This window comes from Streptomyces tamarix (assembly GCF_032423885.1).
Lineage (GTDB): Bacteria > Actinomycetota > Actinomycetes > Streptomycetales > Streptomycetaceae > Streptomyces > Streptomyces tamarix.
This window is the reverse complement of record NZ_JAWCTQ010000013.1, coordinates 1-26,356: the sequence shown is the minus strand read 5'-3', so window position 1 is coordinate 26,356 and position 26,356 is coordinate 1. Positions and strand designations below refer to the sequence as shown.

The 26,356-nt window shown below is 71.5% G+C and carries 21 protein-coding genes and 2 tRNA genes; 9 read left to right on the top strand and 14 right to left on the bottom strand.

What is annotated here, in order from left to right; all coding sequences use genetic code 11:
* Positions 1–5 precede the first annotated feature (5 nt).
* Both folC and RND61_RS12815 read right to left on the bottom strand, forming a co-directional pair.
* Positions 6–1,520 carry a bifunctional tetrahydrofolate synthase/dihydrofolate synthase gene (gene folC, locus RND61_RS12820; protein ID WP_315878025.1) on the bottom strand — a complete coding sequence of 505 codons (1,515 nt, stop codon included), beginning with the start codon at positions 1,518–1,520 and terminating at the stop codon, positions 6–8.
* A gap of 102 nt (positions 1,521–1,622) precedes the next feature.
* Positions 1,623–4,244 (bottom strand): valine--tRNA ligase, encoded by a 2,622-nt coding sequence (locus RND61_RS12815; protein ID WP_315878024.1) that lies wholly within the window; start codon positions 4,242–4,244, stop codon positions 1,623–1,625.
* 138 nt (positions 4,245–4,382) lie between these two features.
* Between RND61_RS12815 and RND61_RS12810 the strand changes: the two genes are divergently transcribed.
* Positions 4,383–5,348 carry a hypothetical protein gene (locus RND61_RS12810; protein ID WP_315878023.1) on the top strand — a complete coding sequence of 322 codons (966 nt, stop codon included), beginning with the start codon at positions 4,383–4,385 and terminating at the stop codon, positions 5,346–5,348.
* Positions 5,349–5,421: 73 nt separating this feature from the next.
* Here RND61_RS12810 and clpX read toward each other — a convergent pair whose 3' ends face one another.
* The 5 genes from clpX to RND61_RS12785 all read right to left on the bottom strand — a co-directional run bounded on the left by clpX (position 5,422) and on the right by RND61_RS12785 (position 10,066).
* Positions 5,422–6,705, bottom strand: coding sequence for an ATP-dependent Clp protease ATP-binding subunit ClpX (gene clpX / locus RND61_RS12805; RefSeq protein WP_315878022.1), 1,284 nt, complete (start codon positions 6,703–6,705; stop codon positions 5,422–5,424).
* A gap of 157 nt (positions 6,706–6,862) precedes the next feature.
* Entirely contained in the window at positions 6,863–7,522 is a 660-nt protein-coding gene (locus tag RND61_RS12800; RefSeq protein WP_010470196.1) for an ATP-dependent Clp protease proteolytic subunit, read from the bottom strand.
* A gap of 70 nt (positions 7,523–7,592) precedes the next feature.
* Entirely contained in the window at positions 7,593–8,198 is a 606-nt protein-coding gene (locus tag RND61_RS12795) for an ATP-dependent Clp protease proteolytic subunit (protein ID WP_315878121.1), read from the bottom strand.
* A gap of 237 nt (positions 8,199–8,435) precedes the next feature.
* Positions 8,436–9,812, bottom strand: coding sequence for a trigger factor (gene tig, locus RND61_RS12790; RefSeq protein ID WP_315878021.1), 1,377 nt, complete (start codon positions 9,810–9,812; stop codon positions 8,436–8,438).
* Positions 9,813–9,989: 177 nt separating this feature from the next.
* A tRNA-Pro gene (locus RND61_RS12785) sits at positions 9,990–10,066 on the bottom strand.
* Positions 10,067–10,204: 138 nt separating this feature from the next.
* Between RND61_RS12785 and RND61_RS12780 the strand changes: the two genes are divergently transcribed.
* Positions 10,205–10,275 (top strand) — tRNA-Gly (locus tag RND61_RS12780).
* A gap of 122 nt (positions 10,276–10,397) precedes the next feature.
* Here the strand turns inward: RND61_RS12780 and RND61_RS12775 are convergent.
* The gene (locus RND61_RS12775) at positions 10,398–10,592 is read right to left on the bottom strand and encodes a hypothetical protein (protein ID WP_315878020.1); all 195 of its coding nucleotides are present in this window, start codon (positions 10,590–10,592) and stop codon (positions 10,398–10,400) included.
* 415 nt (positions 10,593–11,007) lie between these two features.
* Between RND61_RS12775 and RND61_RS12770 the strand changes: the two genes are divergently transcribed.
* On the top strand, positions 11,008–12,108 hold the full coding sequence (locus RND61_RS12770) for an acyltransferase family protein (RefSeq protein WP_315878019.1): 1,101 nt from the start codon (positions 11,008–11,010) through the stop codon (positions 12,106–12,108).
* On the opposite strand, the gene RND61_RS12765 is transcribed toward RND61_RS12770, so the two are convergent.
* Positions 12,095–12,544, bottom strand: coding sequence for an HD domain-containing protein (locus RND61_RS12765; protein WP_315878018.1), 450 nt, complete (start codon positions 12,542–12,544; stop codon positions 12,095–12,097). The two genes, RND61_RS12770 and RND61_RS12765, sit on opposite strands and share 14 nt — an antisense overlap.
* Before the next feature lie 21 nt (positions 12,545–12,565).
* A complete protein-coding gene (locus RND61_RS12760) occupies positions 12,566–13,714 on the bottom strand; it encodes a PP2C family protein-serine/threonine phosphatase (protein ID WP_315878017.1) in 1,149 nt (382 codons plus the stop codon).
* A 107-nt stretch (positions 13,715–13,821) separates the two neighbouring features.
* On the opposite strand from RND61_RS12760, the gene RND61_RS12755 reads away from it, so the two are divergent.
* Positions 13,822–15,051, top strand: a complete 1,230-nt coding sequence (locus RND61_RS12755) for a GNAT family N-acetyltransferase (protein ID WP_315878016.1) — start codon at positions 13,822–13,824, stop codon at positions 15,049–15,051.
* Between the two features lie 72 nt (positions 15,052–15,123).
* On the opposite strand, the gene RND61_RS12750 is transcribed toward RND61_RS12755, so the two are convergent.
* Positions 15,124–15,933: an Fpg/Nei family DNA glycosylase gene (locus RND61_RS12750; RefSeq protein ID WP_315878015.1), complete on the bottom strand. Its 810-nt coding sequence runs from the start codon at positions 15,931–15,933 to the stop codon at positions 15,124–15,126.
* A gap of 4 nt (positions 15,934–15,937) precedes the next feature.
* Complete coding sequence (locus tag RND61_RS12745; RefSeq protein WP_315878014.1) at positions 15,938–16,426, bottom strand: ribose-5-phosphate isomerase; 489 nt, start codon at positions 16,424–16,426, stop codon at positions 15,938–15,940.
* Between the two features lie 160 nt (positions 16,427–16,586).
* On the opposite strand from RND61_RS12745, the gene RND61_RS12740 reads away from it, so the two are divergent.
* Positions 16,587–18,020, top strand: coding sequence for an amino acid permease (locus tag RND61_RS12740; RefSeq protein WP_315878013.1), 1,434 nt, complete (start codon positions 16,587–16,589; stop codon positions 18,018–18,020).
* Positions 18,021–18,113: 93 nt separating this feature from the next.
* Here the strand turns inward: RND61_RS12740 and RND61_RS12735 are convergent, their stop codons facing one another.
* Positions 18,114–18,722, bottom strand: a complete 609-nt coding sequence (locus RND61_RS12735; RefSeq protein ID WP_315878012.1) for a biotin transporter BioY — start codon at positions 18,720–18,722, stop codon at positions 18,114–18,116.
* A gap of 273 nt (positions 18,723–18,995) precedes the next feature.
* Between RND61_RS12735 and RND61_RS12730 the strand changes: the two genes are divergently transcribed.
* The 3 genes from RND61_RS12730 (at position 18,996) to RND61_RS12720 (ending at position 22,855) form a co-directional block, all read left to right on the top strand.
* Positions 18,996–20,369: an amino acid permease gene (locus RND61_RS12730; RefSeq protein WP_315878011.1), complete on the top strand. Its 1,374-nt coding sequence runs from the start codon at positions 18,996–18,998 to the stop codon at positions 20,367–20,369.
* A gap of 176 nt (positions 20,370–20,545) precedes the next feature.
* Positions 20,546–22,054, top strand: a complete 1,509-nt coding sequence (locus RND61_RS12725; RefSeq protein WP_315878010.1) for an amino acid permease — start codon at positions 20,546–20,548, stop codon at positions 22,052–22,054.
* A gap of 165 nt (positions 22,055–22,219) precedes the next feature.
* Positions 22,220–22,855, top strand: a complete 636-nt coding sequence (locus RND61_RS12720) for a superoxide dismutase (RefSeq protein WP_315878009.1) — start codon at positions 22,220–22,222, stop codon at positions 22,853–22,855.
* A 126-nt stretch (positions 22,856–22,981) separates the two neighbouring features.
* Here RND61_RS12720 and RND61_RS12715 read toward each other — a convergent pair whose 3' ends face one another.
* Positions 22,982–23,617 carry a mycothiol-dependent nitroreductase Rv2466c family protein gene (locus tag RND61_RS12715; protein WP_315878008.1) on the bottom strand — a complete coding sequence of 212 codons (636 nt, stop codon included), beginning with the start codon at positions 23,615–23,617 and terminating at the stop codon, positions 22,982–22,984.
* Positions 23,618–23,765: 148 nt separating this feature from the next.
* Here RND61_RS12715 and pepN point away from each other — a divergent pair, with 148 nt between their 5' ends.
* Positions 23,766–26,312 carry an aminopeptidase N gene (gene pepN, locus RND61_RS12710; protein WP_315878007.1) on the top strand — a complete coding sequence of 849 codons (2,547 nt, stop codon included), beginning with the start codon at positions 23,766–23,768 and terminating at the stop codon, positions 26,310–26,312.
* Positions 26,313–26,356 lie beyond the last annotated feature (44 nt).

Below are 26,356 nucleotides of genomic sequence, written 5' to 3'. Positions count from 1 at the left end.
GTGTGTCAGCCCTTCCGCAGGAGCAGCCGGGCTTCCCCGACCGTGATCACCGAACCCGTCACCAGCACACCGGCGCCCCCGAACTCGCCCTCTTCCTCGGCGAGCGTGATGGCCGCCTCCAGCGCGTCGTCGAGGCGCGGCTCGACGACCACCCGCTCCTCGCCGAAGACCTCCACCGCGATCGCCGCGAGCGCATCGGGGTCCATCGCCCGGGGCGTGGAGTTCGCCGTGACGACGACCTCCGCGAAGATCGGCTCGAACGCTTCGAGGAGCCCCCGCACGTCCTTGTCGCCGCTCGCGCCGACCACGCCGATCAGCCGCGAGAAGCCGAACGCCTCCCGGACGCCGTCCGCCGCCGCCTGCGCGCCCGCCGGGTTGTGCGCGGCGTCCAGGACGACGGTCGGGCTGCGCCGGACGACCTCCAGGCGGCCCGGCGACGCCACGGACGCGAAGGCCCGGCGGACCGTGTCGAGGTCCAGGGGGCGGGCGTGCTGCGCGCCGACCCCGAAGAACGCCTCGACCGCGGCGAGCGCCACCGCGGCGTTGTGCGCCTGGTGCGCGCCGTACAGGGGGAGGAAGACGCCCTCGTACTCGCCGCCGAGGCCGCGCAGGGTCAGCAGCTGGCCGCCGACGGCGACCTCGCGGGAGACGACGCCGAACTCCAGGCCCTCGCGCGCGACGGTGGCGTCCGTCTCGACGGCCTTCTTCAGCAGCACCTGCGCCGCGTCCACCGGCTGCTGCGACAGGATGACCGTGGCGCCCTGCTTGATGATCCCGGCCTTCTCGCCGGCGATCTGCGCGGGCGTGTCGCCGAGCCGGTCGGTGTGGTCGAGGGAGATCGGCGTGACGACGGCGACGGAGCCGTCGATCACGTTCGTCGCGTCCCAGGTGCCGCCCATGCCGACCTCGACGACGGCCACGTCGACCGGGGCGTCGGCGAACGCGGCGTACGCCATGCCGGTGAGGACCTCGAAGAACGACAGCCGGTACTCCTGGGCGCCGTCGACCATCTCGACGTACGGCTTGATGTCCCGGTACGTCTCGACGAACCGCTCGGCGCTGATGGGGGCGCCGTCCAGGCTGATCCGCTCGGTGATCGACTGGACGTGCGGCGACGTGTACCGGCCGGTGCGCAGGTCGAACGCGCCGAGCAGCGCCTCGATCATGCGGGCCGTGGAGGTCTTGCCGTTGGTCCCCGTGATGTGGAGGGAGGGGTACGCGCGCTGGGGTTCCCCCAGGACGTCCATGAGCGCGGCGATCCGCTGGACGGACGGCTCCAGCTTGGTCTCGCCCCAGCGGGTGGAGAGCTCCTGCTCGACCTCCCGCAGCGCCCTGTCGACCTCCGGGTCGGCGGGGCGCGCCGGTACGGGGTCGCCCTGCGGCGGTCCGGCCTGGGTGCGCAGGGTGCGGCTGCCGGCCTCGATCACCGCCAGGTCGGGGTCTCGGGTGGTCTCCGCCTCGACGATGCCGTCGAAGTCTTCGCTGTCCGGGTGGTCGCTGGACGAGGGCTGCTCACTCACGCCGTCCAGTCTACGGAGGGCCGCCGACACGGGCCGGCCCGACCCGCGCGCACGGCGGGGCCCCGGAACCGAACCGGTCCCGGGGCCCCGCCGTGGGAGGGGTCAGCCCTGCGGGAGGCCCGCCAGCTGGGCCTCGATGCGGGCGATGTCCTCGTTCGCCTTGGCGAGCCGCGTGCGGATCTTCTCGACGACCTGGTCGGGCGCCTTGGCGAGGAAGGCCTCGTTGCCGAGCTTGCCCTCCGCCTGGGCCTTCTCCTTCTCGGCCGCGGCGAGGTCCTTCGTCAGGCGCTTGCGCTCCGCCTCGACGTCGATCGTGCCCGACAGGTCGAGCGCGACCGTGGCGCCGGCGACCGGGAGGGACGCGGTGGCGTGGAAGCCCTCGCCCTCCGGCTGGAGGCGCAGCAACTGGCGGATGGCCGCCTCGTGCGGGGCCAGCGCCGTGCCGTCCAGGTCCAGGCGGGCCGGGACCTTCTGACCGGGCTGGAGGCCCTGGTCGGAGCGGAAGCGGCGGACCTCGGTGACGACGCGCTGGACGAGCTCGATCTCCCGCTCGGCCGCGTCGTCGCGGAAGCCGCTGTCCGCGGGCCAGTCGGCGACGACGAGGGACTCGCCGCCCGTCAGGGTGGTCCACAGGGTGTCGGTGACGAACGGGACGATCGGGTGCAGCAGGCGCAGCATCACGTCGAGGACCTCGCCGAGGACGCGCGCGGAGACCTTCGCCCGCTCGCCGCCCCCGAAGAACGTCGTCTTCGACAGCTCGACGTACCAGTCGAAGACCTCGTCCCACGCGAAGTGGTAGAGGGCCTCGCTGAGCTTGGCGAACTGGAAGTCCTCGTAGTACGCGTCGACTTCGGCGACCGTCTTGTTGAGGCGGGAGAGGATCCACCGGTCCGTGGCGGACATCTTTGACGGCTCGGGCAGCGGGCCCTCCACCGTCGCGCCGTTCATCAGCGCGAAGCGGGTGGCGTTCCAGATCTTGTTGGCGAAGTTCCGGGACGCCTGGACCCAGTCCTCGCCGATCGGCACGTCCGTACCGGGGTTGGCGCCCTTGGCGAGGGTGAAGCGGACCGCGTCGGAGCCGTACCGGTCCATCCAGTCGAGCGGGTCGACGACGTTGCCGAAGGACTTCGACATCTTCTTGCCGCGCTCGTCGCGGACGAGGCCGGTGAGGGCGATCGTCTTGAACGGCACCTCGCCGTCCATCGCGTACAGGCCGAACATCATCATCCGGGCGACCCAGAAGAAGATGATGTCGTGGCCCGTCAGGAGGACGTCGGTCGGGTAGAACTTCTCCAGGTCCGGCGTCCGCTCGGGCCAGCCGAGCGTGGAGAACGGCCACAGGCCGGAGGAGAACCACGTGTCGAGGACGTCGGTGTCCTGCGTCCAGCCCTCGCCGGTCGGCGGCTCCTCGTCCGGTCCGACGCAGACGACCTCGCCGTTCGGGCCGTACCAGACGGGGATGCGGTGGCCCCACCACAACTGGCGCGAGATGCACCAGTCGTGCATGTTGTCCACCCAGTCGAAGTAGCGCTTCGACATGTCCTCGGGGTGGATCGCGACCCGGCCGTCGCGGACGGCGTCGCCGGCCGCCCTCGCGAGCGGCCCGACCTTGACCCACCACTGGAGGGAGAGGCGGGGCTCGACGGTGGTGCTGCAGCGGGAGCAGTGGCCGACGGAGTGGACGTACGGGCGCTTCTCCGCGACGATCCGGCCCTGCTCGCGCAGTGCGCCGACGATGGTGGAGCGCGCCTCGAAGCGGTCGAGTCCCTCGAACGGGCCGTGGACCGTGATGACGCCGCGCTCGTCCATGACGGTGAGCGACTCCAGGCCGTGGCGCTGGCCGATGGCGAAGTCGTTCGGGTCGTGGGCCGGGGTCACCTTGACGGCGCCGGTGCCGAACTCCGGGTCGACGTGCGTGTCGGCGACGACGGGGATCGTACGGTCCGTCAGCGGCAGCTTGATGCGCTTGCCGACCAGGTGCTTGTACCGCTCGTCGTCGGGGTGGACGGCGACGGCCGTGTCGCCGAGCATCGTCTCGGCGCGGGTGGTGGCGACGACGAGGCTGTCCTCGCCCTCGCCGTAGCGGATGGAGACGAGCTCGCCGTCGTCCTCCTGGTACTCCACCTCGATGTCGGAGATGGCCGTGAGGCAGCGCGGGCACCAGTTGATGATGCGCTCGGCGCGGTAGATCAGCTCGTCGTCGTAGAGCTTCTTGAAGATGGTCTGGACGGCACGGGACAGGCCCTCGTCCATGGTGAAGCGCTCACGGCTCCAGTCGACGCCGTCGCCCAGGCGGCGCATCTGGCCGAGGATCTTGCCGCCGTACTCCTCCTTCCACTGCCAGACCCGCTGGACGAACTCCTCGCGGCCCAGGTCGTGGCGGGACCTGCCCTCCTCGGCGAGCTGCTGCTCGACCTTGTTCTGGGTGGCGATGCCGGCGTGGTCCATGCCGGGCAGCCACAGCGCCTCGTAGCCCTGCATGCGCTTGCGGCGCGTGAGGGCGTCCATGAGGGTGTGCTGGAAGGCGTGGCCCAGGTGGAGGCTGCCGGTGACGTTCGGCGGCGGGATGACGATGGTGTAGGCGGGCTTGCCGCTCGCCGCGTCGGCCGTGAAGTAACCGCGCTCCACCCAGCTCTCGTACAGCTTCCCCTCTACCTCGGCCGGCGCGTACTGGGTCGGCAGTTCGGGGACGGATGCTGGCTGCTGCTGAGTGTTCTCGGTCACGGGCCCAGTTTAGAGGTGTCACAGCCGCGTACTGAAACGGGAATGTTCCGTGACGGTCCGGGCCCCGGGCCCCTCGGGGGGCGTCCCTTCGGCCAAGATGTGAGCGACGCGTAAACATCTGGATGGGGGAACCCCTCAATGAGCTACAACCAGCCGGGTCCGTACGGCGGGCAGCCCCAGCAGCCCGGGCCGTACGGCCAGCCGGGCCCCTACGGCCAGCCGGGTCCGTACGGCCAGCCGCCGCAGGCGCCGCAACCCGGTTACGGCTACCCGCAGCAGGCGCCGCCGCCCCAGCCGGGGTACGGCTACCCGCAGCAGGCGCCGGGTCCGTACGGCCAGCCGCCGCAGCCCGGCGCGTACGGCCAGCCCCCGCAGCAGCCCCCGTACGGCGGTCCGGGCTACCCGGGCGCGCCGGTCCCGCCGCAGGCCCCGAAGAAGAAGACGGGCCTGGTCATCGGTGTGGCGGCGGGTGCCGTGGCGCTGGGCGTGGGCGCGTGGTTCCTCTTCGGCGGGGGGTTCGGCGGCGGCCTGGAGGACGACGGGCCGCACAAGCTGGCGACGCCCGAGACGGTGCTCGGCGGCGAGTACAAGCGGACCAACAAGGAGGGCGCCACCAACGACTCGCTGGCGGGCGACCTGGGGAAGGCGGGCGTGCAGGACGGCACGTCCGTGACGGGGACGTACTCGACGCTCGACCCGAAGAAGATCGACCTGACGAACCCGTCGGCGTCGCCGGAGCTGATGACGGCGAAGTCGGTCAGCTTCACCGGCGTGTACGGCAAGATCGCGGACCCGGAGAAGACCCTGGACGCGTACTTCGCCGGGGTGCACGAGGAGGCGAAGAAGGACACCGACAGCAAGGCGAAGCTGGTCGGGTCCCCGGAGGAGATGAGCCCGGACGGCTTCAACGGCGTCATGAAGTGCCAGTCCATCGAGGGCGAGAACCTCGTGACGAAGCAGCGGCAGACCAACTGGTTCTGCGCGTGGTCGGACCACAGCACGTTCGCCGTGGTCTTCGCCAACGAGGCGACGAGGGGCCTCGGCAAGGACGCGGCGGCGCAGATCACCGCCGACCTCCGCAAGGAGGTCCGCGTCAAGGCGTGAGCCCCGCGCGACGCGAAGGGCGCCCGCCGGGTTCCGTGGAACCGGGCGGGCGCCCTTCGTCGTACCGGGGGTGCTACGCGCTCTTCTCGTGGCGGCCCTGGTCCTTGACGACCCGGGGGACCAGGGTCGGGTTGACGTTGTTGTGGACGACGTCCTCGGTGATGACGACGCGGGCGACGTCCTTGCGGGACGGCACCTCGTACATCACCGACATGAGGACCTCCTCCATGATGGCGCGCAGGCCGCGGGCGCCCGTGCCGCGGAGGATGGCCTGGTCGGCGATGGCCTCCAGGGCGGGGCGGTCGAAGTCCAGCTCGACGCCGTCGAGTTCGAAGAGGCGCTGGTACTGCTTCACCAGGGCGTTGCGCGGCTCGACGAGGATCTTCAGCAGGGCCTCGCGGTCCAGGTTGTGGACGGAGGTGATCACGGGGAGGCGGCCGATGAACTCGGGGATCATCCCGAACTTCACCAGGTCCTCCGGCATGACCTCCTGGAACTGGTCGCTCGCCTCGATCTCCCGCTTGGAGCGGATCGTCGCGCCGAAGCCGATGCCCTTCGCGCCGGCCCGCGCCTCGATGATCTTCTCCAGGCCGGCGAAGGCACCGCCCACGATGAACAGCACGTTCGTCGTGTCGATCTGGATGAACTCCTGGTGCGGGTGCTTGCGGCCGCCCTGCGGCGGGACGGAGGCCGTCGTGCCCTCCAGGATCTTCAGCAGGGCCTGCTGGACGCCCTCGCCCGACACGTCGCGCGTGATGGACGGGTTCTCGCTCTTGCGGGCCACCTTGTCGATCTCGTCGATGTAGATGATGCCCGTCTCGGCCTTCTTGACGTCGTAGTCGGCCGCCTGGATGAGCTTCAGCAGGATGTTCTCGACGTCCTCGCCGACGTACCCGGCCTCCGTGAGCGCCGTCGCGTCGGCGATGGCGAAGGGGACGTTCAGCATGCGCGCCAGCGTCTGGGCGAGCAGCGTCTTGCCGGAGCCGGTCGGGCCCAGCAGCAGGATGTTGGACTTGGCGAGCTCGATCGCGTCGTCCCGGCCCTGCGCGCCGCCGTTCTCACCGGCCTGGACGCGCTTGTAGTGGTTGTACACCGCGACCGAGAGGGCCTTCTTCGCCGGCTCCTGGCCGACGACGTAGCCCTCCAGGAATTCGTAGATCTCGCGCGGCTTGGGGAGTTCCTCCCACCGCACCTCGCTCGTCTCGGCGAGTTCCTCTTCGATGATCTCGTTGCAGAGGTCGATGCACTCGTCGCAGATGTACACACCGGGGCCTGCGATGAGCTTCTTCACCTGCTTCTGGCTCTTTCCGCAGAACGAGCACTTGAGCAGGTCGCCGCCATCACCGATGCGTGCCACGAGGTGCTTCCCCTTCGCCTGGGAGCGGCTTGTTCGCAGCCGACTCCTGGTGCCTCATATCCGACGGTACCTTGCCGGGCCCCCCGTTCGGGCCCCCCTTGGCACGGTTCACGTCGTCGGGCGTCCGCGGCGTGCCGTGCCAAGGGAAGGTCGAGCGTCAGGCCGCCGCGGCCGCCGTGCTCTTGCGGGTCGACACGATCTGGTCGATCAGGCCGTACGCCAGGGCGTCCTCGGCCGTGAGGATCTTGTCGCGCTCGATGTCGTCGCGGATCTTCTCGATCGGCTGCGTGGAGTGCTTGGCGAGCATCTCCTCCAGCTGGGTGCGCATCCGGAGGATCTCGTTGGCCGCGATCTCCAGGTCGGAGAGCTGCTCGCGGCCGGTGCCGCCGGACGGCTGGTGGATCAGCACGCGCGCGTTGGGCAGGGCCATGCGCTTGCCGGGCGTGCCGGCGGCGAGGAGGACCGCCGCGGCGGAGGCCGCCTGACCCATGCAGACGGTCTGGATGTCCGGCTTCACGAACTGCATCGTGTCGTAGATCGCCGTCAGCGCGGTGAAGGAGCCACCGGGGCTGTTGATGTAGACCGAGATGTCGCGGTCCGGGTCCATCGACTCCAGGCACAGGAGCTGCGCCATGACGTCGTTGGCGGAGGCGTCGTCGATCTGGACGCCGAGGAAGATCACGCGCTCTTCGAAGAGCTTCGCGTACGGGTCGTACTCGCGCACGCCCTGGGAGGTGCGCTCGACGAAGCGGGGGACGACGTAACGGCTGTCCACCTGCGGGCCGGTGTAGAGGCCGCTCGCGGAGAAGTTGCTCATGGGGTGTTCACCATCCTGATGGCGTTCGGCGGGCTGCTGGGGGCGGGGGCCGTCGGTGCGGCGGGAGGGCTCAGGCGCCGGTGCCGCCACCGCCCGGAACGCCCGAGGCGGCGGAGATGATCTCGTCGATCAGGCCGTACTCCTTGGCCTCGTCCGCGGTGAACCAGCGGTCGCGGTCGCCGTCGCGGATGATCGTCTCCACGGACTGGCCCGAGTGGCGCGCCGTGATCTCGGCCATGCGTCGCTTGGTGCGGAGGAGGTACTCGGCCTGGATCTTGATGTCCGAGGCCGTGCCGCCGATGCCGGCGGAGCCCTGGTGCATCAGGATGTCGGTGTTGGGCAGGGCGAAGCGCTTGCCCGCGGTACCGCCGGTCAGCAGGAACTGGCCCATGGAGGCGGCCATGCCCATGCCGATCGTGACCACGTCGTTCGGGATGTACTGCATGGTGTCGTAGATCGCCATGCCGGCCGTCACCGAGCCGCCGGGGCTGTTGATGTACAGGTAGATGTCCTTGTCCGGGTCGGCGGCGAGGAGCAGCATCTGCGCAGTGATCTTGTTCGCGATGTCGTCGTCGACCTGCTGGCCGAGGAAGATGATCCGCTCACCGAGCAGCCGGTTGTACACATGGTCGCCGAGGCCACCACCGATGGACGGCTCACCCGCGGCGTAAGGCATCAGATTCGTCACGTATCCACCTGCTCGTCTCTGACGGCTGCGGCCGTCTCAGCGTCTCTCGTACCTGGGGGCGGGTACTCCCCTGCCCTCGTATTCATGGACCCTAACGCGCAGGTGGGCGGGCGCCATCCCGGTTCCCGAACTGTTCGCTGGGAGCGCAAGGTTCCTTGAGAACGGCGGCGGGCCCCGGTCGCGCAGTGCGTCCGGGGCCCGCCGCGGAGCTCAGGGCGAGGCCGCTCAGGCCTCGGTCTGCTCCTCGGCCTTCGCCTCGGAGGACTCGGCCGCCTCGGCCGTCTCGTCCTCGTCGTCGTCCATGACGACCGGCTCGCCGTTGGTGTCGACGACCTTGGCGGACTCGACGACGAGCGCCAGGGCCTTGCCGCGGGCGACCTCGCCGACGAGCATCGGGACCTGGTTGCCCTCGACGACGGCCTGGGCGAACTGGTCCGGGCTCATGCCGGAGGACGCGGCGCGGCGCATCAGGTGCTCGGTCAGCTCGTCCTGGTTGACGTTGAGCTTCTCCTTGGAGACGAGCTCGTCCAGGATGAACTGGGTCTTGATGCCCTTGACCGCCTGCTCCTCGGTCTCGGCGTCGAACTCCTCGACCGTCTTGCCCTGGAGCTCCAGGTACTTCTCCAGCGTGAGGCCCATCTGGCCGAGCTGGTGGTGCTCCAGGTTGTGCTTGCGGGTGTTGATCTCGTCCTCGAGGAGCTTCTCGGGGATCGGGACCTCGACCAGCTTCAGCAACTCGTCCAGGACGCGCTCCTGGGCCTGGGTGGCCTGGTCGTACTGCTTCATGTTCTCGAGGCGCTTGCGGCTGTCGGCCTTCAGCTCGTCGAGCGTGTCGAACTCGCTCGCCATCTGGGCGAACTCGTCGTCCAGCTCGGGGAGCTCGCGGGCGGCGACCTGGGTGACCTTGACGGTGACCTCGGCCTCCTTGCCCTCGGCGGAGCCGCCCTTCAGCGTGGAGGTGAAGGTGGCCTCGCCACCGGCCTCCAGGCCGGTCACGGCCTCGTCGATGCCCTCCAGCAGCTCATCGGAGCCGATCGTGTACTGCACGCCGGTGGCGACGCCGTCCGGGAGGACCTCGCCGTCGACCTTGGCCTCCAGGTCGATCGTCACGACGTCGCCCTCGGCGGCGGCGCGCTCGACCGGGGAGGTGGAGGCGAAGCGCCCGCGCAGCTGCTCCACGGACTTCTCGACGTCCTCGTCGGTGACCTCGACGGCGTCGACGGTGACCTCGATGCCGGAGAAGTCCGGGATCTCGATCGCCGGGCGGATGTCGACCTCGGCGGTGAAGGCCAGCAGCTCGCCGTCCTTCAGCTCGGTGATGTCGACCTCGGGCTGGCCGAGGGGGTTGACCTCGGCCTCGTTGACCGCCTCGGTGTAGAGCTTCGGGAGGGCGTCGTTGACGGCCTCCTCCAGCACCGCACCGCGGCCGAACCGCTGGTCGATGACCCGGGCCGGGATCTTGCCCTTGCGGAAGCCCTTGACCGTGACCTGCTGGTTGATCTTCTTGTACGCCGCGTCGAGGCTGGCCTTGAGCTCCTCGAAGGGCACCTCGACAGTGAGCCGAACCCGAGTCGGGTTCAGGGTCTCCACGGCGCTCTTCACGGTTCGGTCTCCTTGGTGGCTGATTCTGGGTTTCAGCTGGGGCGCTGACTGCGGCGGCCCAGCGGATCGGCCCGGTCAGAGAGACACACGGGCACGCAGTTTGCATAGTAACCGCAAGGAGTACGGGCCCCACAACGTGATCTTGGTTGCGTCCGGCACGCGCGTGAGGGTCTGTCGTGGTCGGGGTGGCGGGATTTGAACCCACGGCCTTCCGCTCCCAAAGCGGACGCGCTACCAAGCTGCGCCACACCCCGTCGGTGCGACACGTAGGGTACATGGCCGCGGGCGCTGCGTCGGCACTTTAAAGGGGTGTGCGACCCGGCGCGGGAACCCGCTACGATGCTCTACGTGGCGCGGCCGTCGCCCTCCCGGTGACGTGCGGTGTGCCGCTTGCGGGCGTAGCTCAATGGTAGAGCCCTAGTCTTCCAAACTAGCTACGCGGGTTCGATTCCCGTCGCCCGCTCTGTACGGACGTCCGGCCCGGCCGGGTGAGCGATCACCCGGCCGGGCCGGAGTCGTCTCCGGGCGCGCCGAAATCGCCTCCGGGCCGGCCGGAGGCGGCCGGGAGGGTGCGGCCGGGCCCGGCTAGAAGTTGATCCTGCCGATGGACGCGGCTATCTCGTTGAGGATCTTGGAGATGGTCGGCCCGAGTCCGGAGGACGCGAGGAAGAAGCCGAACAGGGCGGCGACGACGGCGGGACCCGCCTTGATCGAGCCGCCGCGGATCATCACCACCAGGACGATCGCCAGCAACAGCACCACGGACAGCGAAATGGCCACGACTGATCCCCTCGGTCGGTCCGTCAGGACGGCCGGGGGCACACGGCCCGGCGACCCCCGCACGCGTCCATCGTGCCATCAACGACCCCTCCCGTGCTGCCCCGTGACGGGTCGTGGACGGACGCGGGGGCCCGCGGGGCGGGGCGGACACGGTCGGCGTACGGCCCTGCGGGAATTCCGCGACGGAATGCGCGGCGATTCCCCCAGGGCGCCCGCGTGTCCGCCACAGGAAAGCCACAGGAGGGGTCCGGGCTCACGTCCGGCGCCCCGACCGGTGTGCGCGGCGTGACGGCCAACAGGGTGATGTGCGGCTTTTGTGGGGGATTTGTCATGGCATTCCGGGCACCGTGTGCCATGCCGTGACGGGGGGCGTCGGGTTGCCGGAACGGCGCCGGGCGGGGTTAGGGTCCCTTGGATGTTCCAGCCACTCCGGGAAAAGCAGAGTCAGCGGAATCCTTTCTTCGACAACGCGAAATACCTGGCGATCGTGCTCGTCGCGGTGGGCCACGTGTGGGAGCCGGTCATGGAGGGCAGCCGTGCGACCCGCGCGCTTTACATGGTCGTGTACGCCTTCCACATGCCGGCGTTCGTGATCATCTCCGGGTACTTCTCGCGGAGCTTCGCCGGACGGCCCGACCAACTGAGACGGCTGGTGGGCGGGGTCCTCGTCCCGTACCTCGTGTTCGAGGTGGCGTACACGCTGTACCGGCGGTGGGCGCAGGACGCGCCGCAACAGGCGTTCTCGCTCACCGACCCCTTCTACCTGACCTGGTTCCTCCTGGCGCTGTTCATGTGGCGGCTGTCCGCCCCGCTGTGGCGCGCCCTGCGCCACCCCCTGCCCGTCGCCGTGGCCGTCGCGGCACTGGCGTCGCTGACCCCGCGCATCGCGGCCGACCTGGACCTCCAGCGGGTCCTGCAGTTCCTGCCGTTCTTCGTGCTGGGCCTGTCGCTGCGGGAGGAGCACTTCCGGCTGCTGCGGCGGCGGGCCGTGCGGGTGGCGGCCGTGCCGGTCGCGGTGGCCGCGCTGGCCGGGGCGTACGCGGTGGCGCCGCACCTGCGGATGGGCTGGTTCTACCGCAACACCAGCGCCCAGGAGCTCGGGTACGCGTGGTGGGCGGGGCCGCTGGCGACGGTCGCGCTGGGCGCCGTCGCGCTGGTGCTGACGGCGGCGTTCCTGGCGTGGGTGCCGTCGCGGCGGACCTGGTTCACCGTGCTGGGCGCGGGCAGCCTCTGCGGGTACCTCCTGCACGGGTTCGCGACGAAGGCGCTCCAGTACTGGGAGCTCGTCGACGCGTACGAGGTGCTGGCCACGCCCGCGGGGCGGGTCGGGCTGACGGCGGCGGCGGCCGTGGCGGTGACGCTGATGTGCACCCCGCCGGTGCGGCGCGCGCTGCGGTGGGTGACGGAGCCGCGCCTGGAGTGGGCGTTCCGCCGGACGGAGGAACCCGTGCCGGGCGCGCCGGGTGGCGGCGCCCCGGGCGGGGCGGTGGCCGCCGGGGCGGTCAGTCGGAGGTGAGGCCGAGCAGCCGCCGTACGCGCGCGTACTTGGCGGTCAGCCGGGCCCGGGTCGGCTCGTCGAGGGCGGCGAGCCGGTCCGGGTCGGCGTTGTGCGCCAGGTCGGCCTCCTTGACGAGGCGGGCGCCGGGCACGGCGAGGACGCGGGCGGTGTAGTCGGCGAGGTCCTCGCCGGGGCGCCGGGTGAGCGCCAGGACGATGTCCTTGACCTCCTGCGGCAGCGCGGCGCCGGCGAGCCAGCCAGGCGACAGGACGCCGTCCTCGACGGCGTCGTGCAGCCACGCCGCGGCGATCTGCCCGTCGCTGCCACCCCGCGCCCGCACCCCCTCGGCGACGGCCTGGAGGTGCTCGGCGTAGGGCCGCCCCGCCTTGTCCGTCTGCCCGGCGTGGGCACGGCGGGCGATCGCTTCGACCTGCGGCAGGGAGAGGTTCGGCACGGGGCGACTGTACGCGCCGGCTCAGGCCTCGCGGGAGATCAGGAGCAGCGCGCGGTCGTCGTTGACGTCCTTGGCGCACGCCTCGATGAGGTGCCAGGCCGCGCCGCGGAAGCCCGCGGTGACGTAGCGGTCGGCCTCGCCGGTGAGCCGGTCGATGCCCTCGGCGATGTCGCGGTCGGCGGCCTCGACGAGGCCGTCGGTGAACAGCATCAGCACGTCGCCGGGGCGCAGGGTGCCCTTGACCGGGTGGAACTCGGCGCCGTCGTAGACGCCGAGCAGCGGCCCGTCGGCGGCCTTCTCCTCCCAGCGTCCGCTGCCCGCGTGGAGCTGGAGGGCCGGCAGGTGGCCGGCGGACAGCAGCTCGTAGTCGCCGGACTCCAGGTCGAGGACCAGGTGGATGGAGGTGGCGAAGCCCTCGTCCCAGTCCTGCCGCAGGAGGTAGCCGTTGGCGGCGGGGAGGAAGCCGTGCGGCGGGAGGGAGCCGAGCAGCCCGCCGAAGGCGCCGGACAGCAGCAGGGCGCGGGAGCCGGCGTCCATGCCCTTGCCGGACACGTCGGTGAGGACGGCTTCGAGGGTGCGGCCGCCGTGGGTGCGGGCGGCGACGACGAAGTCGCCGGAGAAGGACTGGCCGCCGGCCGGGCGCAGCGCCATCTCGCGGTGCCAGCCCTTGGGCAGCGGGGGCAGGGCACTCTGGGTGCGGATGCGTTCGCGCAGGTCGAACAGCATGGTGCCGCCGCGCCGCCAGGGCACCCCGACGCGGGCCCGGAACTGGGCGATGAGCAGTCCGAACAGGCCGCACGCGGCGACGACGAGGACGGTGCCGGGGGTGACCCGGGCGGCGCCCTCGGTGTACGGGCCCAGGGCGGCCGACTCGACGATCAGCGCGGCGGCGGAGGCGGCGTACAGGCCGAGGAGGCTGGCGGGGCGCAGCAGCAGCCCGCCGGCGACGATCGGCAGGACGAGGGCCTCGGGGGCGCACCACACGGGGGTGGCGATCGTGGCGAGCATGATCGCCGGGATGGTGAGGAAGAGGCCCGCCAGGGCGATCCAGTCGGAGCCGTCGCCGCGGAAGTAGTCGACGGCGGACTTGCGCAGCGCGACGCGGGCCCGGTGGGCCGCCTTGCGGTACCGGGCCGCGTACGTGTCCGTTCGTGGTGCGCTGCGGGCCATTGGCCTGGACCCTATCCATCCGGGAGGGCGGCGTGCAGGGGGACCCCCGCGACATTGCGTTCGAAATCGGGTCGCCCGCCGGGGGGACGGGCTGGTACGGATGGCCTATGACGATCGAGCCGAGGGTCCTGGCCCCTGCCCAGTGGAACGTGTGGTACGAGCAGTTGGAGCGTGCGTTCGGGGGTGTGGCCGAGGCGCCGGAGGCGCGCGCCCTGTGGGAGGCGCTGACCGAGCACGAGCGCTCGCTGGGCGTCTGGGACGGGGAGCAGTGCGTGGGGACGGCGGGGGCGTTCTCGTTCCGGCTGTCGGTGCCGGGCGGGGCGGTGGTGCCCGCGGCCGGGGTGACGATGGTGAGCGTGGCGCCGACGCACCGCAGGCGCGGTGTCCTCACCTCGATGATGCGGCGGCAACTGGACGACGTGCGTGCCTGGGGCGAGCCGCTGGCGGTGCTGACGGCGTCGGAGCCCGACATCTACGGCCGGTTCGGCTACGGCCTGGCGACGCGGCGGATGCGGGCCGACATCGACACGGCCCGGGTGCGGCTGTCCGTTCCGGAAGGGACGGACGGCGTACGGCTGCGGCTCGCGCGGCCCGAGGACGCGGCGGCGGCGTGCGAGGCGGTGTACGCGCGGTCGGTGCCGCTGCGGCCGGGGATGACGGAGCGCCGTCCGGGGTGGGAGCGGCTGCCGCTGCTGGACCCGCCGTCGGATCGGGGCGGCGCGTCGCCGCTGCAGTGCGTGCTGGCGGAGCGGGACGGCGGGGTCACGGGGTACGTGCTGTACCGGGTGCGGCCCGAGTGGAACGCGGCGGGGGCCGACGGCACGGTGGTGATGGAGCACTTGGGGGCGCTCGACCCGCTGTCGTACGCCGCCCTGTGGCGCTATTTGTTCGAGATTGATCTGACTTCGACTGTTTCCGTCGGCAGCCGTCCGGTGGACGACGCCTGGCAGCACCTCGTGTCGGACGTCCGGCGGTGCGGGATCACGCTGCAGGACGGGATGTTCGTCCGGCTGGTGGACGTGGGCGCGGCGCTGGAGGCGCGGACGTACCAGGCGCCGGTGGACGTGGTCCTGGAGGTGGCGGACGGCTTCTGCCCCTGGAACGCGGGGCGCTGGCGGCTGACCGGGGACGGCCGGGGCGCGCGGTGCGTCCGCACGGACGAGGCGGCGGACCTGGCGCTGTCCGTGCGGGAGCTGGGCACGGCGTACCTGGGCGGGTTCTCGCTCGTGTCGCTGGCACAGGCGGGCCGGGTGCGGGAGCTGCGGGAGGGCGCGCTGGCCGAGGCGTCGCTCGCGTTCGGCTCCGCCGTCGCGCCCTGGCTGCCGCACGGCTTCTGAGCCGCCGGGCCCGTCCCGGTGCCGTACCCGGCCCCGGCGCCGGCGGCTCGGGTCAGCGCCGCCGGCAGCAGGTCAGCGCCGCTGGCAGCCGGGGCACCAGAAGAGGTTGCGGGCGGCGAGATCGGCGGTGCGGATCTCGCCGCCACAGATGTGGCAGGGCAGGTGGGCCCTGCGGTACACGTACACCTCTCCGCCGTGGTCGTCGACGCGCGGCGGGCGGCCCATCGCCTCGGGGGTGTGCTCGGGGCGCACGGTGTCGATGCGGTTGGTGCGGACGCCCTCGCGCATGAGCGCGACGAGATCCTGCCAGATCGCCGCCCACTCCGCCTCCGTGACGTCCCTTCCCGCGCGGTACGGGTCGATGCCGTGCCGGAAGAGGACCTCGGCGCGGTAGACGTTGCCGACCCCGGCGATGACCTTCTGGTCCATGAGGAGCGCGGCGATCGTCGTACGGGAGCGGGAGACGCGGCGCCAGGCGCGGTCCGGGTCGTCTCCGTCGCGCAGCGGGTCGGGGCCGAGCCGGTCGTGTATCGCCTGCTTCTCGGGGCCGGTGAGGAGCGCGCAGGCGGTGGGGCCGCGCAGGTCGACGTGGGCGTCGGCGTGGGCGAGCCGCAGGCGGACCGTGTCGGTGGGCGGCGGGACGGGCGCGCCGCCGAAGGTGACCTTGCCGAACAGGCCGAGGTGGATGTGCACCCACTCCTCCGCGCCGAAGCCGAGGAACAGGTGCTTGCCGTGGGCCTCGGTGGTCTCCAGCACGGTGCCGTCGAGGAGCGCGGCGGCGTCGGAGAACTTGCCCTGCGGGCTGGTCACCCGCACGGCGCGGCCGCCGAACCGCTCCCGGTAGTCGGCGGCCAGCCGGTGGATCGTATGCCCTTCGGGCATCGTGTCAGTCCTGCTGCGGGTGGTGGGCCGGGATCGGGGGGAGCTCGCCGGTCGTCTCGTACGCGGCGAGCATCTCGATGCGGCGCGTGTGGCGCTCGTCGCCGGAGTACGGGGTGGCGAGGAAGACCTCGACGAACTTGGTGGCGTCCTCGACGGAGTGCATCCGGGCACCGACGGCGACGACGTTGGCGTTGTTGTGCTCGCGGCCCAGGGCGGCGGTCTGCTCGCTCCAGGCGAGGGCGGCACGGACGCCCTTCACCTTGTTCGCGGCGATCTGCTCGCCGTTGCCGGAGCCGCCGATGACGATGCCGAGGGCGTCGGGGTCGGCGGCCGTCCGCTCCGCGGCACGCAGGCAGAACGGCGGGTAGTCGTCCTGGGCGTCGTAGACGTGGGGTCCGCAGTCGACGGGCTCGTGGCCGTGGGCCTTCAGCCACTCGACGAGGTGGTTCTTGAGTTCGTAGCCGGCATGGTCCGAGCCGAGGTACACGCGCATGGCTCCGAGTGTGACACGGGGGGTACCCGGCGACGGCCGCCGGGGTGGGCCGGAGTGACGCGTACAACGATCCGGGTTCGGGCCTTCCGGGTGCGGACACCCGCGGGGTTGAATGCTCGGGCTCGCGACCCGAGCACCCGAGAAAGCTGAGGAAGTGTCCATGACCACCCAGACCAACCTGGTGAAGGAAGGCGGAAAGGCCGGAGAACCCGGACTTTCGCAGTCCTCCCACGGTCTCAAGGCGGGGCTCAAGAACCGCCACCTCTCCATGATCGCCATCGGCGGCGTGATCGGCGCCGGCCTCTTCGTCGGTTCGTCCGGCGGCATCGCCGCGGCCGGGCCCGCCATCCTCGTGTCGTACGCCCTGGTGGGCGCGATGGTCGTGTTCGTGATGCGGATGCTGGGCGAGATGGCCGCCGCCAGCCCGGACTCCGGCTCCTTCTCGGCCTACGCGGACCGGGCCCTCGGCCGCTGGGCGGGCTTCTCCATCGGCTGGCTGTACTGGTTCTTCTGGGTGGTCGTCCTGGCCGTCGAGGCGACGGCGGGCGCGGTGATCCTGGAGGGCTGGGTCCCGGCCGTGCCGCAGTGGGCCTGGGCCCTGATCGTGATGGTGGTGCTGACCGCGACGAACCTCGCGTCGGTCTCCTCGTACGGCGAGTTCGAGTTCTGGTTCGCCGGGATCAAGGTCGTCGCGATCGGCGCGTTCGTCGTCATCGGCCTGCTGGCGGTCTTCGGGCTGCTGCCGGGCTCCGACAACCCGGGGGCGGGCCTGGCCCACCTGACGGACACGGGCGGCTTCTTCCCCAAGGGCGCCGGGGCCGTGCTCACCGGTGTGCTGATGGTGGTCTTCTCGTTCATGGGCAGCGAGATCGTCACCCTCGCGGCCGGCGAGTCGGAGGACCCGCGCCGGGCGGTCACCAAGGCCACCAACAGCGTGATCTGGCGCATCGGCGTGTTCTACCTGGGCTCGATCTTCGTCGTGCTGACGCTGCTGCCGTGGAACGACGCCTCGATCGTCGAGAAGGGCTCGTACGTCGCCGCGCTCGACTCCATCGGCATCCCGCACACCGGGCAGATCATGAACGTGATCGTGCTGACGGCGGTGCTGTCGTGCCTGAACTCCGGGCTGTACACGGCCTCGCGCATGGCGTTCTCGCTGGGCGAGCGCGGTGACGCGCCGAAGTCCTTCGCGCGGGTCAACGCCAAGGGCGTGCCGGCCGTGGCGATCTGGGCGTCGGTGGTCTTCGGCTTCGCGGCGGTGTACTTCAACTACGCTTTCAAGGACACCGTCTTCACGTTCCTGCTGAACTCGTCGGGCGCCGTGGCGCTGTTCGTCTGGCTGGTGATCTGCTTCACGCAGCTGCGGATGCGCGGCATCCTCATGCGGGAGGCCCCGGAGAAGGTCACCGTGAAGATGTGGCTGTTCCCGTACCTGACCTGGGCGACCGCCGCGATGATCCTGTTCGTGCTGGTCTACATGGTCTTCGACGAGGCCAACCGCCAGGTGGTGCTGCTGTCGGTGCTGGTGGCGGCGATCGTCGTGGCCGTGGGCGTGGTGCTGGACCGCAGGCACCGGGCGGCCGCGAAGTCCTGAGGCGCGCGGAAACGGCGAGGGGCCCTCCGTCCTGTGAGACGGAGGGCCCCTCGTCGTTCCGGCGGCGCGTGCCTGCGCCGCGGCCTCGGCGCCTCAGCCGCGGTCGCGGTTCCGGTCGCGGTCGCCGAGGAGCTTCCAGGCGGTGGGCACCAGGCCCATGGCGAGCGCGGCCTTCAGCGCGTCGCCGATGAGGAACGGCACCATGCCGGCGGCCACCGCCTGGGACAGGGACATGCCGGTGGCGAGGGCGAGGTACGGCACGCCGACCGCGTAGACGATCAGGGACCCGACCGCCATCGTGCCCGCCATGCGCGCCACCGAGCGGTCGGCGCCGCGCCGGGCGAGGGCGCCCACCGCGGTGGCGGCGAGGAGCATGCCGAGGACGTAGCCGAGCGTCGGCATGGCGTACCCGGCCTCGCCCTGGGCGAACCACGGGACGCCGACCATGCCGGCGAGGGCGTACAGGCCGAGGGAGAGGAAGCCGCGGCGGGCGCCGAGCGCGGTGCCGACGAGGAGCGCGGCGAACGTCTGCCCGGAGACCGGGACCGGCGAGCCCGGCACGGGGACGGCGATCTGGGCGGCGAGGCCCGTGAGGAGGGCGCCGCCGGCGACGAGCGCGAGGTCGCTCGTGCGGGCGCGGCTGGAGGGGAGCAGGTCGGCGAGGACCGCTCCGGTACGGGCGGGGACGGCGGCAGTGCTCATCGGAACTCCGGTACTCCGCGGGGCTTCGCGGGCGGTGGGCCAGGGACAGGCCCCGACCGTAGCCCAGGGGCGAGCGGGCGACCACCGTCAGCGAACGACAAAGCCCCGCTCCCGGCGTTGGTGGACTTCACACAAAGGTCGTCCGCGAACCCTCCGGGGACGTGATACGTGTCACTAGGGCGGCCGGTTGAACCGCCCCTTTTGCGTGGCGCCGCGATCTCCGGGGAGACTGTGGGGTCTCACCAAACGCCTGAAGAGAGTGTGCCCGGCACCATGCCCGCCCCCCGGACCGCCCCCGCAGAACCCCTGGCGCACGTGCTGAAGCGGCGCCACCTGACGATGCTCGGCCTGGGCGGGGTGATCGGGGCGGGGCTGTTCGTGGGCTCCGGGGCGGGGATCGCGGTGGCCGGGCCGGGGATCGTGCTGTCGTACCTGATCGCGGGCGCGCTCGCCATGCTGGTCATGCGGATGCTCGGGGAGATGGCGGCGGCGATGCCCGCGTCGGGCGCGTTCTCGGTGCACGCCGAACGGGCTCTGGGCCGCTGGGCCGGCTTCTCCGTGGGATGGCTGTACTGGTTCCTGCTGGTGGTGGTGCTGGCGGTGGAGGCGGCGGGCGCGGCGCGGATCGCGAGCGGCTGGCTGCCGGCCGTGCCGCAGTGGGGCTGGGTGCTGGTCTTCATGCTGGTGTTCACGGCCGCCAACCTGGCCGCCGTGAAGAACTTCGGGGAGTCGGAGTTCTGGTTCGCCTCGCTGAAGGTCGGGGCGATCGTGCTGTTCCTGCTGCTGGGCGTGGCGGCCGTCGCGGGGTGGCTGCCGGGGCGCGAGCCGGTGGGGCTGGAGAACCTGACCGGGCGGGGCGGCTTCCTGCCGAACGGCTGGGCCGGCGTCGTGTCGGGGGTGCTGGCCGTCGTGTTCGCGTTCGGCGGCCTGGAGGTGGTGACGATCGCCGCCGCCGAGTCGGACGACCCGGCCCGGAACGTGGCGCGCGCGGTGCGCACCGCCGTGTGGCGGATCCTCGTCTTCTACGTGGGCTCGATGCTGGTCGTGGTGACGCTGCTGCCGTGGACGGCGATGCGGCCGGGGCTCAGCCCGTACGTGGCGGTGCTCGACGCGATCGGGGTGCCGGCGGCGGGCGCGCTGATGGACGTGGTCGTGTTCGTGGCGCTGCTGTCCGCGCTGAACGCCAATCTGTACGGGGCCTCCCGGATGGTGTTCTCGCTCGCGGAACGCGGTCAGGCGCCGCGCGGGCTGCTGGTGGTGTCGGCGGGCGGGGTGCCGCGGCGGGCGGTGTTGGCGTCGGTGGCGTTCGGTTTCGTGTCGGTGTTGCTGAACCTCCTGTGGCCGGATTCCGTTTTCCTCTACCTGCTCAACTCCGTGGGCGCGGTCCTGCTCTTCGTCTGGGCCCTGATCGCCGTGTCGCAACTGCGGCTGCGGCGGCGGATCGAGCGGGAGGCGCCGGAGGGGCCGGCGGTGCGGATGTGGGCGTTCCCCTGGCTGACGTGGGCGGCGCTGGCTGCGATGACGGGGGTGTGGGTGCTGATGCTACGGGAGGGTTCGACCCGCCCCCAGGTGCTCTGGTCGACCGGCGCGACGACCCTCGTGGTGGCGGTGGCGCTGGTCCGGGAGTGGCGGGCGAAGCGGACGTAACGGCTGCTTCCGGACAACCGGTGATCACGTTCCGCTTGTAAGGAATTCGTGGTTGCGCCTTCACTTTGTGTGAGCGCTGTGTCCGTATAGCGGAAACGTGTTCCCTGCGCCCGGTGCGCGCATCAAAACTTGGGCGCACCTTCTGCCTCTCCCCCGCTACGGAACAGGGCACTCCCATGTCTCGGACCCCCGCGCCCGCGTCCTCCGGCTCGGCCGACGTCGACGCACCTGCGACGCCGACCACCGACGCGCCGCTCTCGCACGGACTCAAGCAACGCCACCTGTCGATGATCGCCCTCGGTGGTGTGATCGGCGCCGGCCTCTTCGTCGGTTCGGGCTCCGCCATCGCGGCCGCCGGTCCGTCGATCGTCGTCGCCTACACGATCTCCGGTCTGCTCGTCATGCTGATCATGCGCATGCTGGGCGAGATGTCGGCGGCCAACCCGGCCTCCGGCTCCTTCTCGGTCCACTCCGAGCGGGCCATCGGCCCGTGGGCGGGCTTCACGGCGGGCTGGGCCTTCTGGTTCCTGCTGTGCGTGGCCGTGGGTCTGGAGGCGATCGGCGCCGCCAAGATCGTGACGGGCTGGGTGGACGTGCCCGAGTGGTCGGTGGTCGCCCTGTTCATGCTGGTGTTCAGCGTGACGAACCTGGCCGCCGTGAAGAACTTCGGCGAGTTCGAGTTCTGGTTCGCCGCGCTGAAGATCGGCGCCATCACGCTGTTCCTGGTCATCGGCCTGCTGGCCATCCTGGGCCTGCTGCCCGACGTCGACTCCCCCGGCATGTCGAACCTGACCGGCCAGGGCGGCTTCCTGCCGAACGGCACCGACGGACTGATCGTCGGCCTCCTCGCCTCCGTCTTCGCGTACGGCGGCCTGGAGACCGTCACCATCGCCGCCGCCGAGTCCGAGCGCCCGGTGGAGGGCGTCGCCAAGGCCGTCCGTACGGCGATGTGGCGCATCGCGGTCTTCTACATCGGCTCCATGGTGGTCATCGTCACGCTGATCCCGTGGAACAGCGAGTCGCTCGCCGAGGGCTCGTACGTCGCCACGCTGAGGCACCTGGGCCTGCCGGCCGCCGGCGAGATCATGAACGTCGTCGTGCTGGTGGCGCTGCTGTCCGCGATGAACGCCAACATCTACGGCGCCTCCCGCATGGCCTGCTCGCTGGTGGCGCGCGGCCAGGGCCCGAAGGTGCTCGGCAAGATCTCCGGCGGTGTGCCGCGCGTCGCGGTGCTGACCTCGTCGGTCTTCGGCTTCGTGTGCGTGCTGCTGAGCTACTGGCGGCCGGACGACCTGTTCATGTGGCTGCTCAACATGATCGGCGCGATCATCCTGGTCGTCTGGTTCTTCATCGCCGTCTCCCAGCTGATCCTGCGCCGCCGCATGGAGCAGGAGGCGCCGGAGAAGCTGGTCGTGCGGATGTGGGCCTTCCCGTACCTCACGTGGGCGGCGCTCGCCGGCATCGCCGTGGTGTTCGTCCTGATGGCCCGCGACGAGGGCACGCGCGAGCAGCTCTACTACACGGGCGGCCTCGTCGTGGTCCTGGCCGTGCTGGGCTACGTCCACCAGCGGCTGACCGCCGACCGGGAGGCCGTCCCCGCCGGGGCACCGGCCGCCGGGGCGCCCGCGACCGCCGAGGAGCCCGCCGAGAAGCCCGCGGCCACCGCCGCGAAGGGCGACGACTGATCCACCCGCAACCCCCTGGGGAGGCCCCGGCGCGACGGCGCGCCGGGGCCTCCCCCGTTTTCCGGCCACTTCCCGGACCTAGGGCGAAGGGCTGATCAACTCCGGACCCTGCTGCTGCTAGCGTGCACTTGCACACAGGTTGCAATAAGCAGTCGGAGGCTCGGCATGGCGATGTACACCCTTCCGGAACTTCCCTACGACTACGCGGCGCTGGCGCCCGTCATCAGCCCGGAGATCATCGAGCTCCACCACGACAAGCACCACGCCGCGTACGTCAAAGGCGCGAACGACACCCTGGAGCAGTTGGAGGAGGCCCGCGACAAGGACCAGTGGGCCGCCCTGAACGGCCTGCAGAAGAACCTGGCCTTCCACCTCTCGGGCCACATCCTGCACTCCATCTACTGGCACAACATGACCGGCGACGGTGGCGGCGAGCCGCTGGAGAAGGACGGCACGGGCGAGCTCGCGGACGCGATCGCCGAGTCGTTCGGCTCGTTCGCGCGGTTCAAGTCGCAGCTCTCGAAGGCCGCCGCCACCACGCAGGGCTCCGGCTGGGGCGTCCTGGCGTACGAGCCGGTGAGCGGCCGCCTCATCGTGGAGCAGGTCTACGACCACCAGGGCAACGTCGGCCAGGGCTCCGTGCCGATCCTCGTGTTCGACGCCTGGGAGCACGCCTTCTACCTCCAGTACAAGAACCAGAAGGTCGACTTCATCGAGGCGATGTGGCAGGTCGTGAACTGGCAGGACGTGGCGAAGCGCTACGCCGAGGCCAAGGACCGCGTGCCGCTGATCGCGCCCTGACGGCGGCGGGGCCCCGCCCCCCGGCCCCCTGCCCGTGATCGTCTTCTCACCCTTCACGCGGCGGGCGGAAAAGAGGAACGGCCCTCGCGAGGACAGGACTCGCGGGGGCCGTTCCGGCGTGCGCGCTCAGTCGAAGACCGGGCCCGACGTGCGCGTGCGCTTGATCTCGTAGAAGCCGGGCGTCGACGCGACCAGCAGCGTCCCGTCCCACAGGCGGGCCGCGGCCTCGCCCTTGGGCGCCGGGGTGACGACCGGGCCGAAGAACGCGACCTCCGTGCCGTCGGGGCCCGGCACGGAGATCACCGGCGTGCCGACGTCCTGGCCGACCCGGTCGATGCCCTCCTTGTGGGAGGCGCGCAGCTCCGCGTCGTACGTGTCCTTCTCGGCGTACTCCAGCAGCTCCGCCGGCAGCCCGGCGTCCGCGAGCGCCGCGGCGATCGCCTCGCGGGTCGGGCCCTGGCCCTCGTTGTGGAAGCGCGTGCCCATCGCCGTGTACAGCCGGCCCAGCACCTCCGGGCCGTGCAGCTGCTCGGCGGCGACGGCCACGCGGACGGGGTGCCACGCCGTGGTCGCCAGCGCCTCCCGGTACTCCTCCGGGACCTCGTCCAGCTTGTTCTCGTTGAGGACGGCGAGGCTCATCACGTGCCAGCGCACGTCCACCGGGCGGACCTTCTGCACCTCCAGCATCCAGCGGGACGTCATCCACGCCCACGGGCACAGCGGGTCGAACCAGAAGTCGGCGGTGGTCCTCGTCTCGGACATGTGTCTCCTCGGATCCGTGCGGCATAAGGGAAACGTGCGGTCGCGCTCCCCTCACAACGCCGGGGGACGACGAGGGCATTCCCGCTTATGGCGGCTCTCGGCGGCGTGGGAGGATCACGCCGTACCAACGAGCCACGAAGGAGTGCCCGTGCCCGGTGAGAACCTGTCCCGCGACGAGGCCCGCGAGCGGGCGGCCCTGCTGTCCGTCGAGGGCTACGAGGTCGCGCTCGACCTGCGGTCGGCCGTCGGGGAGAGCGGGGCGGAGCAGCGGACGTTCCGCTCGGTGACGACGATCCGGTTCCGCTGCGCGACCCCCGGGGCGAGCACCTTCGCCGACCTCGTCGCGCCGTCCGTCACCTCCGTCACGCTCAACGGGCGCGCGCTGGACCCGTCGGCCGTCTTCGACGGGGCGCGGATCGCGCTGGAGGGCCTCGCCGAGGAGAACGTCCTGGTCGTGGACGCGCAGTGCGCCTACAGCCGCACCGGTGAGGGCATGCACCGCTTCGTCGACCCGGAGGACGGCGAGGTCTACCTCTACACGCAGTACGAGCCGGCCGACGCCCGCCGCGTGTTCGCCAACTTCGAGCAGCCCGACCTGAAGGCCCCGTACCGCTTCGAGGTGACGGCGCCCGAGGGCTGGACCGTGTGGAGCAACGGCGCGGAGGAGTCCCGGGACGGCGGGGTGTGGCGGTTCGCGCCGACCCGGCCGATCTCCACCTACATCACCTGCGTCGTCGCGGGCCCGTACCACTACGTCACCGACACCTACCGGCGCGGCGACCTGGAGATCCCCCTCGGCGCGATGTGCCGCAAGGGCCTCGCCAGGCACTTCGACGCGGACGACGTCTTCCGCGTCACCAAGCAGGGCCTGGACTTCTTCCACGAGGCCTTCGACTACCCGTACCCCTTCGGCAAGTACGACCAGGCCTTCGTGCCCGAGTACAACCTCGGCGCCATGGAGAACCCCGGCCTGGTCACCTTCCGCGAGGAGTACATCTACCGGGGCAAGGTGACGCGCGCCGCCTACGAGCGCCGCGCCAACGTCGTCCTGCACGAGATGGCGCACATGTGGTTCGGCGACCTGGTCACCATGAAGTGGTGGGACGACCTGTGGCTGAAGGAGTCCTTCGCGGACTTCATGGGGACGTTCTCCATGGTCGAGGCGACCCGGTTCGAGGACGGCTGGATCACCTTCGCCAACAACCGCAAGGCGTGGGCGTACCGGGCCGACCAGCTCCCCTCGACGCACCCCGTCACGGCGGACATCCGCGACCTGGAGGACGCCAAGCTCAACTTCGACGGCATCACGTACGCCAAGGGCGCCTCCGTCCTGAAGCAGCTCGTCGCGTACGCGGGCCGGGAGGCGTTCCTGGAGGGCTCCCGCCGGTACTTCACGCGCCACGCGTACGGCAACACGACCCTCGGCGACCTCCTGGCGGTGCTGGAGGAGACCTCCGGCCGCGACATGAAGGCGTGGTCCCGGTCCTGGCTGGAGACGTCCGGCGTCAACGTCCTCACGCCCGTCGTCACGTACGACGGGACGGGCGACCGCGTCGCCGAGCTGGTCGTCGAGCAGGACGGCGCCGAGGCGCGCCCGCACCGGGCCGTCGTCGGCCTGTACCGGCTGGACGGCGGGCGGCTCGTCCGCTACGCGCGTGCCGAGACCGACATCACCGGGACGCGGACGGCCGTGACCGAGCTGGCCGGCGCCGAGCGGCCCGCCCTGGTGCTGGTCAACGACGAGGACCTGACGTACTGCAAGGTGCGGTTCGACGAGGACTCCCTCGCCACGCTGCGGGCGCACCTCGGCGACATCACCGACCCGCTGGCGCGGGCGCTGTGCTGGTCGGCGCTGTGGAACATGACGCGTGACGCGCTGATGCCGGCGCGGGACTTCGTGGAGGTCGTCCTGGCCTTCGCGGGGCGCGAGTCGGACATCGGCGTCCTGCAGATGCTGCACGTCTGGGTGCGGACCGCGCTCACCCACTACGCCGCGCCGCAGTGGCGCGGGACCGGCGGCCGACTCGTCGCGCGGGCCGCGCTGCGGGAGCTGCGGAGCGCCGAGCCGGGCAGCGAGCACCAGTTGACGTGGGCGCGGTTCTTCGCGTCGGTCGCGGCGACGGACGAGGACTTCGCGTTCCTCCAGGGCCTGCTGGCCGGCACGGAGACCGTGGACGGGCTCGACGTCGACCAGGAGCTGCGCTGGGCGCTCCTGGAGCCGCTCGCCGCGCACGGCCGGGCCGACGAGTCGGTGATCGGCGCGGAACTGGCGCGGGACGACACCGCGTCGGGCAAGCGGCACCAGGTGCGGTGCCTGGCGGCGCGGCCGTCCGCGGCGGTCAAGGCGCAGGCGTGGGCGCAGGTGGTCGAGTCCGACAAGCTGTCGAACGCGCTGGTGGAGGCGACGATCACGGGGTTCGCGCAGCCGTCGCAGCGGGAGCTGCTCGCGCCGTACGCGGAGAAGTACTTCGCGGCGATCGAGCGGGTGTGGGCCGAGCGGTCGATCCAGATCGGGATGGACGTGGTGCGGGGCCTGTTCCCGGCCCTCCAGGACCGGCCGGAGACGCTGGAGGCCACGGACGCGTGGCTGGCCGCGCACGAGGGGGCCGCGCCGGCGCTGCGCAGGCTCGTACTGGAGGCGCGTGACGACCTGGCGCGCGCCCTGCGGGCCCAGGAGTGCGACGCGAACGCGTGACCGAGTCCTCGGGGCGGGGGCCGGGCCCGGGCGCCGCCCCCCCG

Bases quoted from the DNA above. Each gene is read 5' to 3' on its own strand.
- RND61_RS12770 (WP_315878019.1), top strand. From the start codon at position 11,008: ATGTTCCAGCCACTCCGGGAAAAGCAGAGTCAGCGGAATCCTTTCTTC.
- RND61_RS12810 (WP_315878023.1), top strand. From the start codon at position 4,383: ATGAGCTACAACCAGCCGGGTCCGTACGGCGGGCAGCCCCAGCAGCCC.
- RND61_RS12720 (WP_315878009.1), top strand. From the start codon at position 22,220: ATGGCGATGTACACCCTTCCGGAACTTCCCTACGACTACGCGGCGCTG.
- RND61_RS12745 (WP_315878014.1), bottom strand. From the start codon at position 16,426: ATGCGCGTGTACCTCGGCTCGGACCATGCCGGCTACGAACTCAAGAAC.
- RND61_RS12730 (WP_315878011.1), top strand. From the start codon at position 18,996: ATGCCCGCCCCCCGGACCGCCCCCGCAGAACCCCTGGCGCACGTGCTG.
- RND61_RS12750 (WP_315878015.1), bottom strand. From the start codon at position 15,933: ATGCCCGAAGGGCATACGATCCACCGGCTGGCCGCCGACTACCGGGAG.
- RND61_RS12725 (WP_315878010.1), top strand. From the start codon at position 20,546: ATGTCTCGGACCCCCGCGCCCGCGTCCTCCGGCTCGGCCGACGTCGAC.
- RND61_RS12800 (WP_010470196.1), bottom strand. From the start codon at position 7,522: ATGAGCAACTTCTCCGCGAGCGGCCTCTACACCGGCCCGCAGGTGGAC.
- RND61_RS12715 (WP_315878008.1), bottom strand. From the start codon at position 23,617: ATGTCCGAGACGAGGACCACCGCCGACTTCTGGTTCGACCCGCTGTGC.
- RND61_RS12755 (WP_315878016.1), top strand. From the start codon at position 13,822: ATGACGATCGAGCCGAGGGTCCTGGCCCCTGCCCAGTGGAACGTGTGG.
- RND61_RS12740 (WP_315878013.1), top strand. From the start codon at position 16,587: ATGACCACCCAGACCAACCTGGTGAAGGAAGGCGGAAAGGCCGGAGAA.
- RND61_RS12795 (WP_315878121.1), bottom strand. From the start codon at position 8,198: ATGCCTTACGCCGCGGGTGAGCCGTCCATCGGTGGTGGCCTCGGCGAC.
- RND61_RS12735 (WP_315878012.1), bottom strand. From the start codon at position 18,722: ATGAGCACTGCCGCCGTCCCCGCCCGTACCGGAGCGGTCCTCGCCGAC.
- RND61_RS12760 (WP_315878017.1), bottom strand. From the start codon at position 13,714: ATGGCCCGCAGCGCACCACGAACGGACACGTACGCGGCCCGGTACCGC.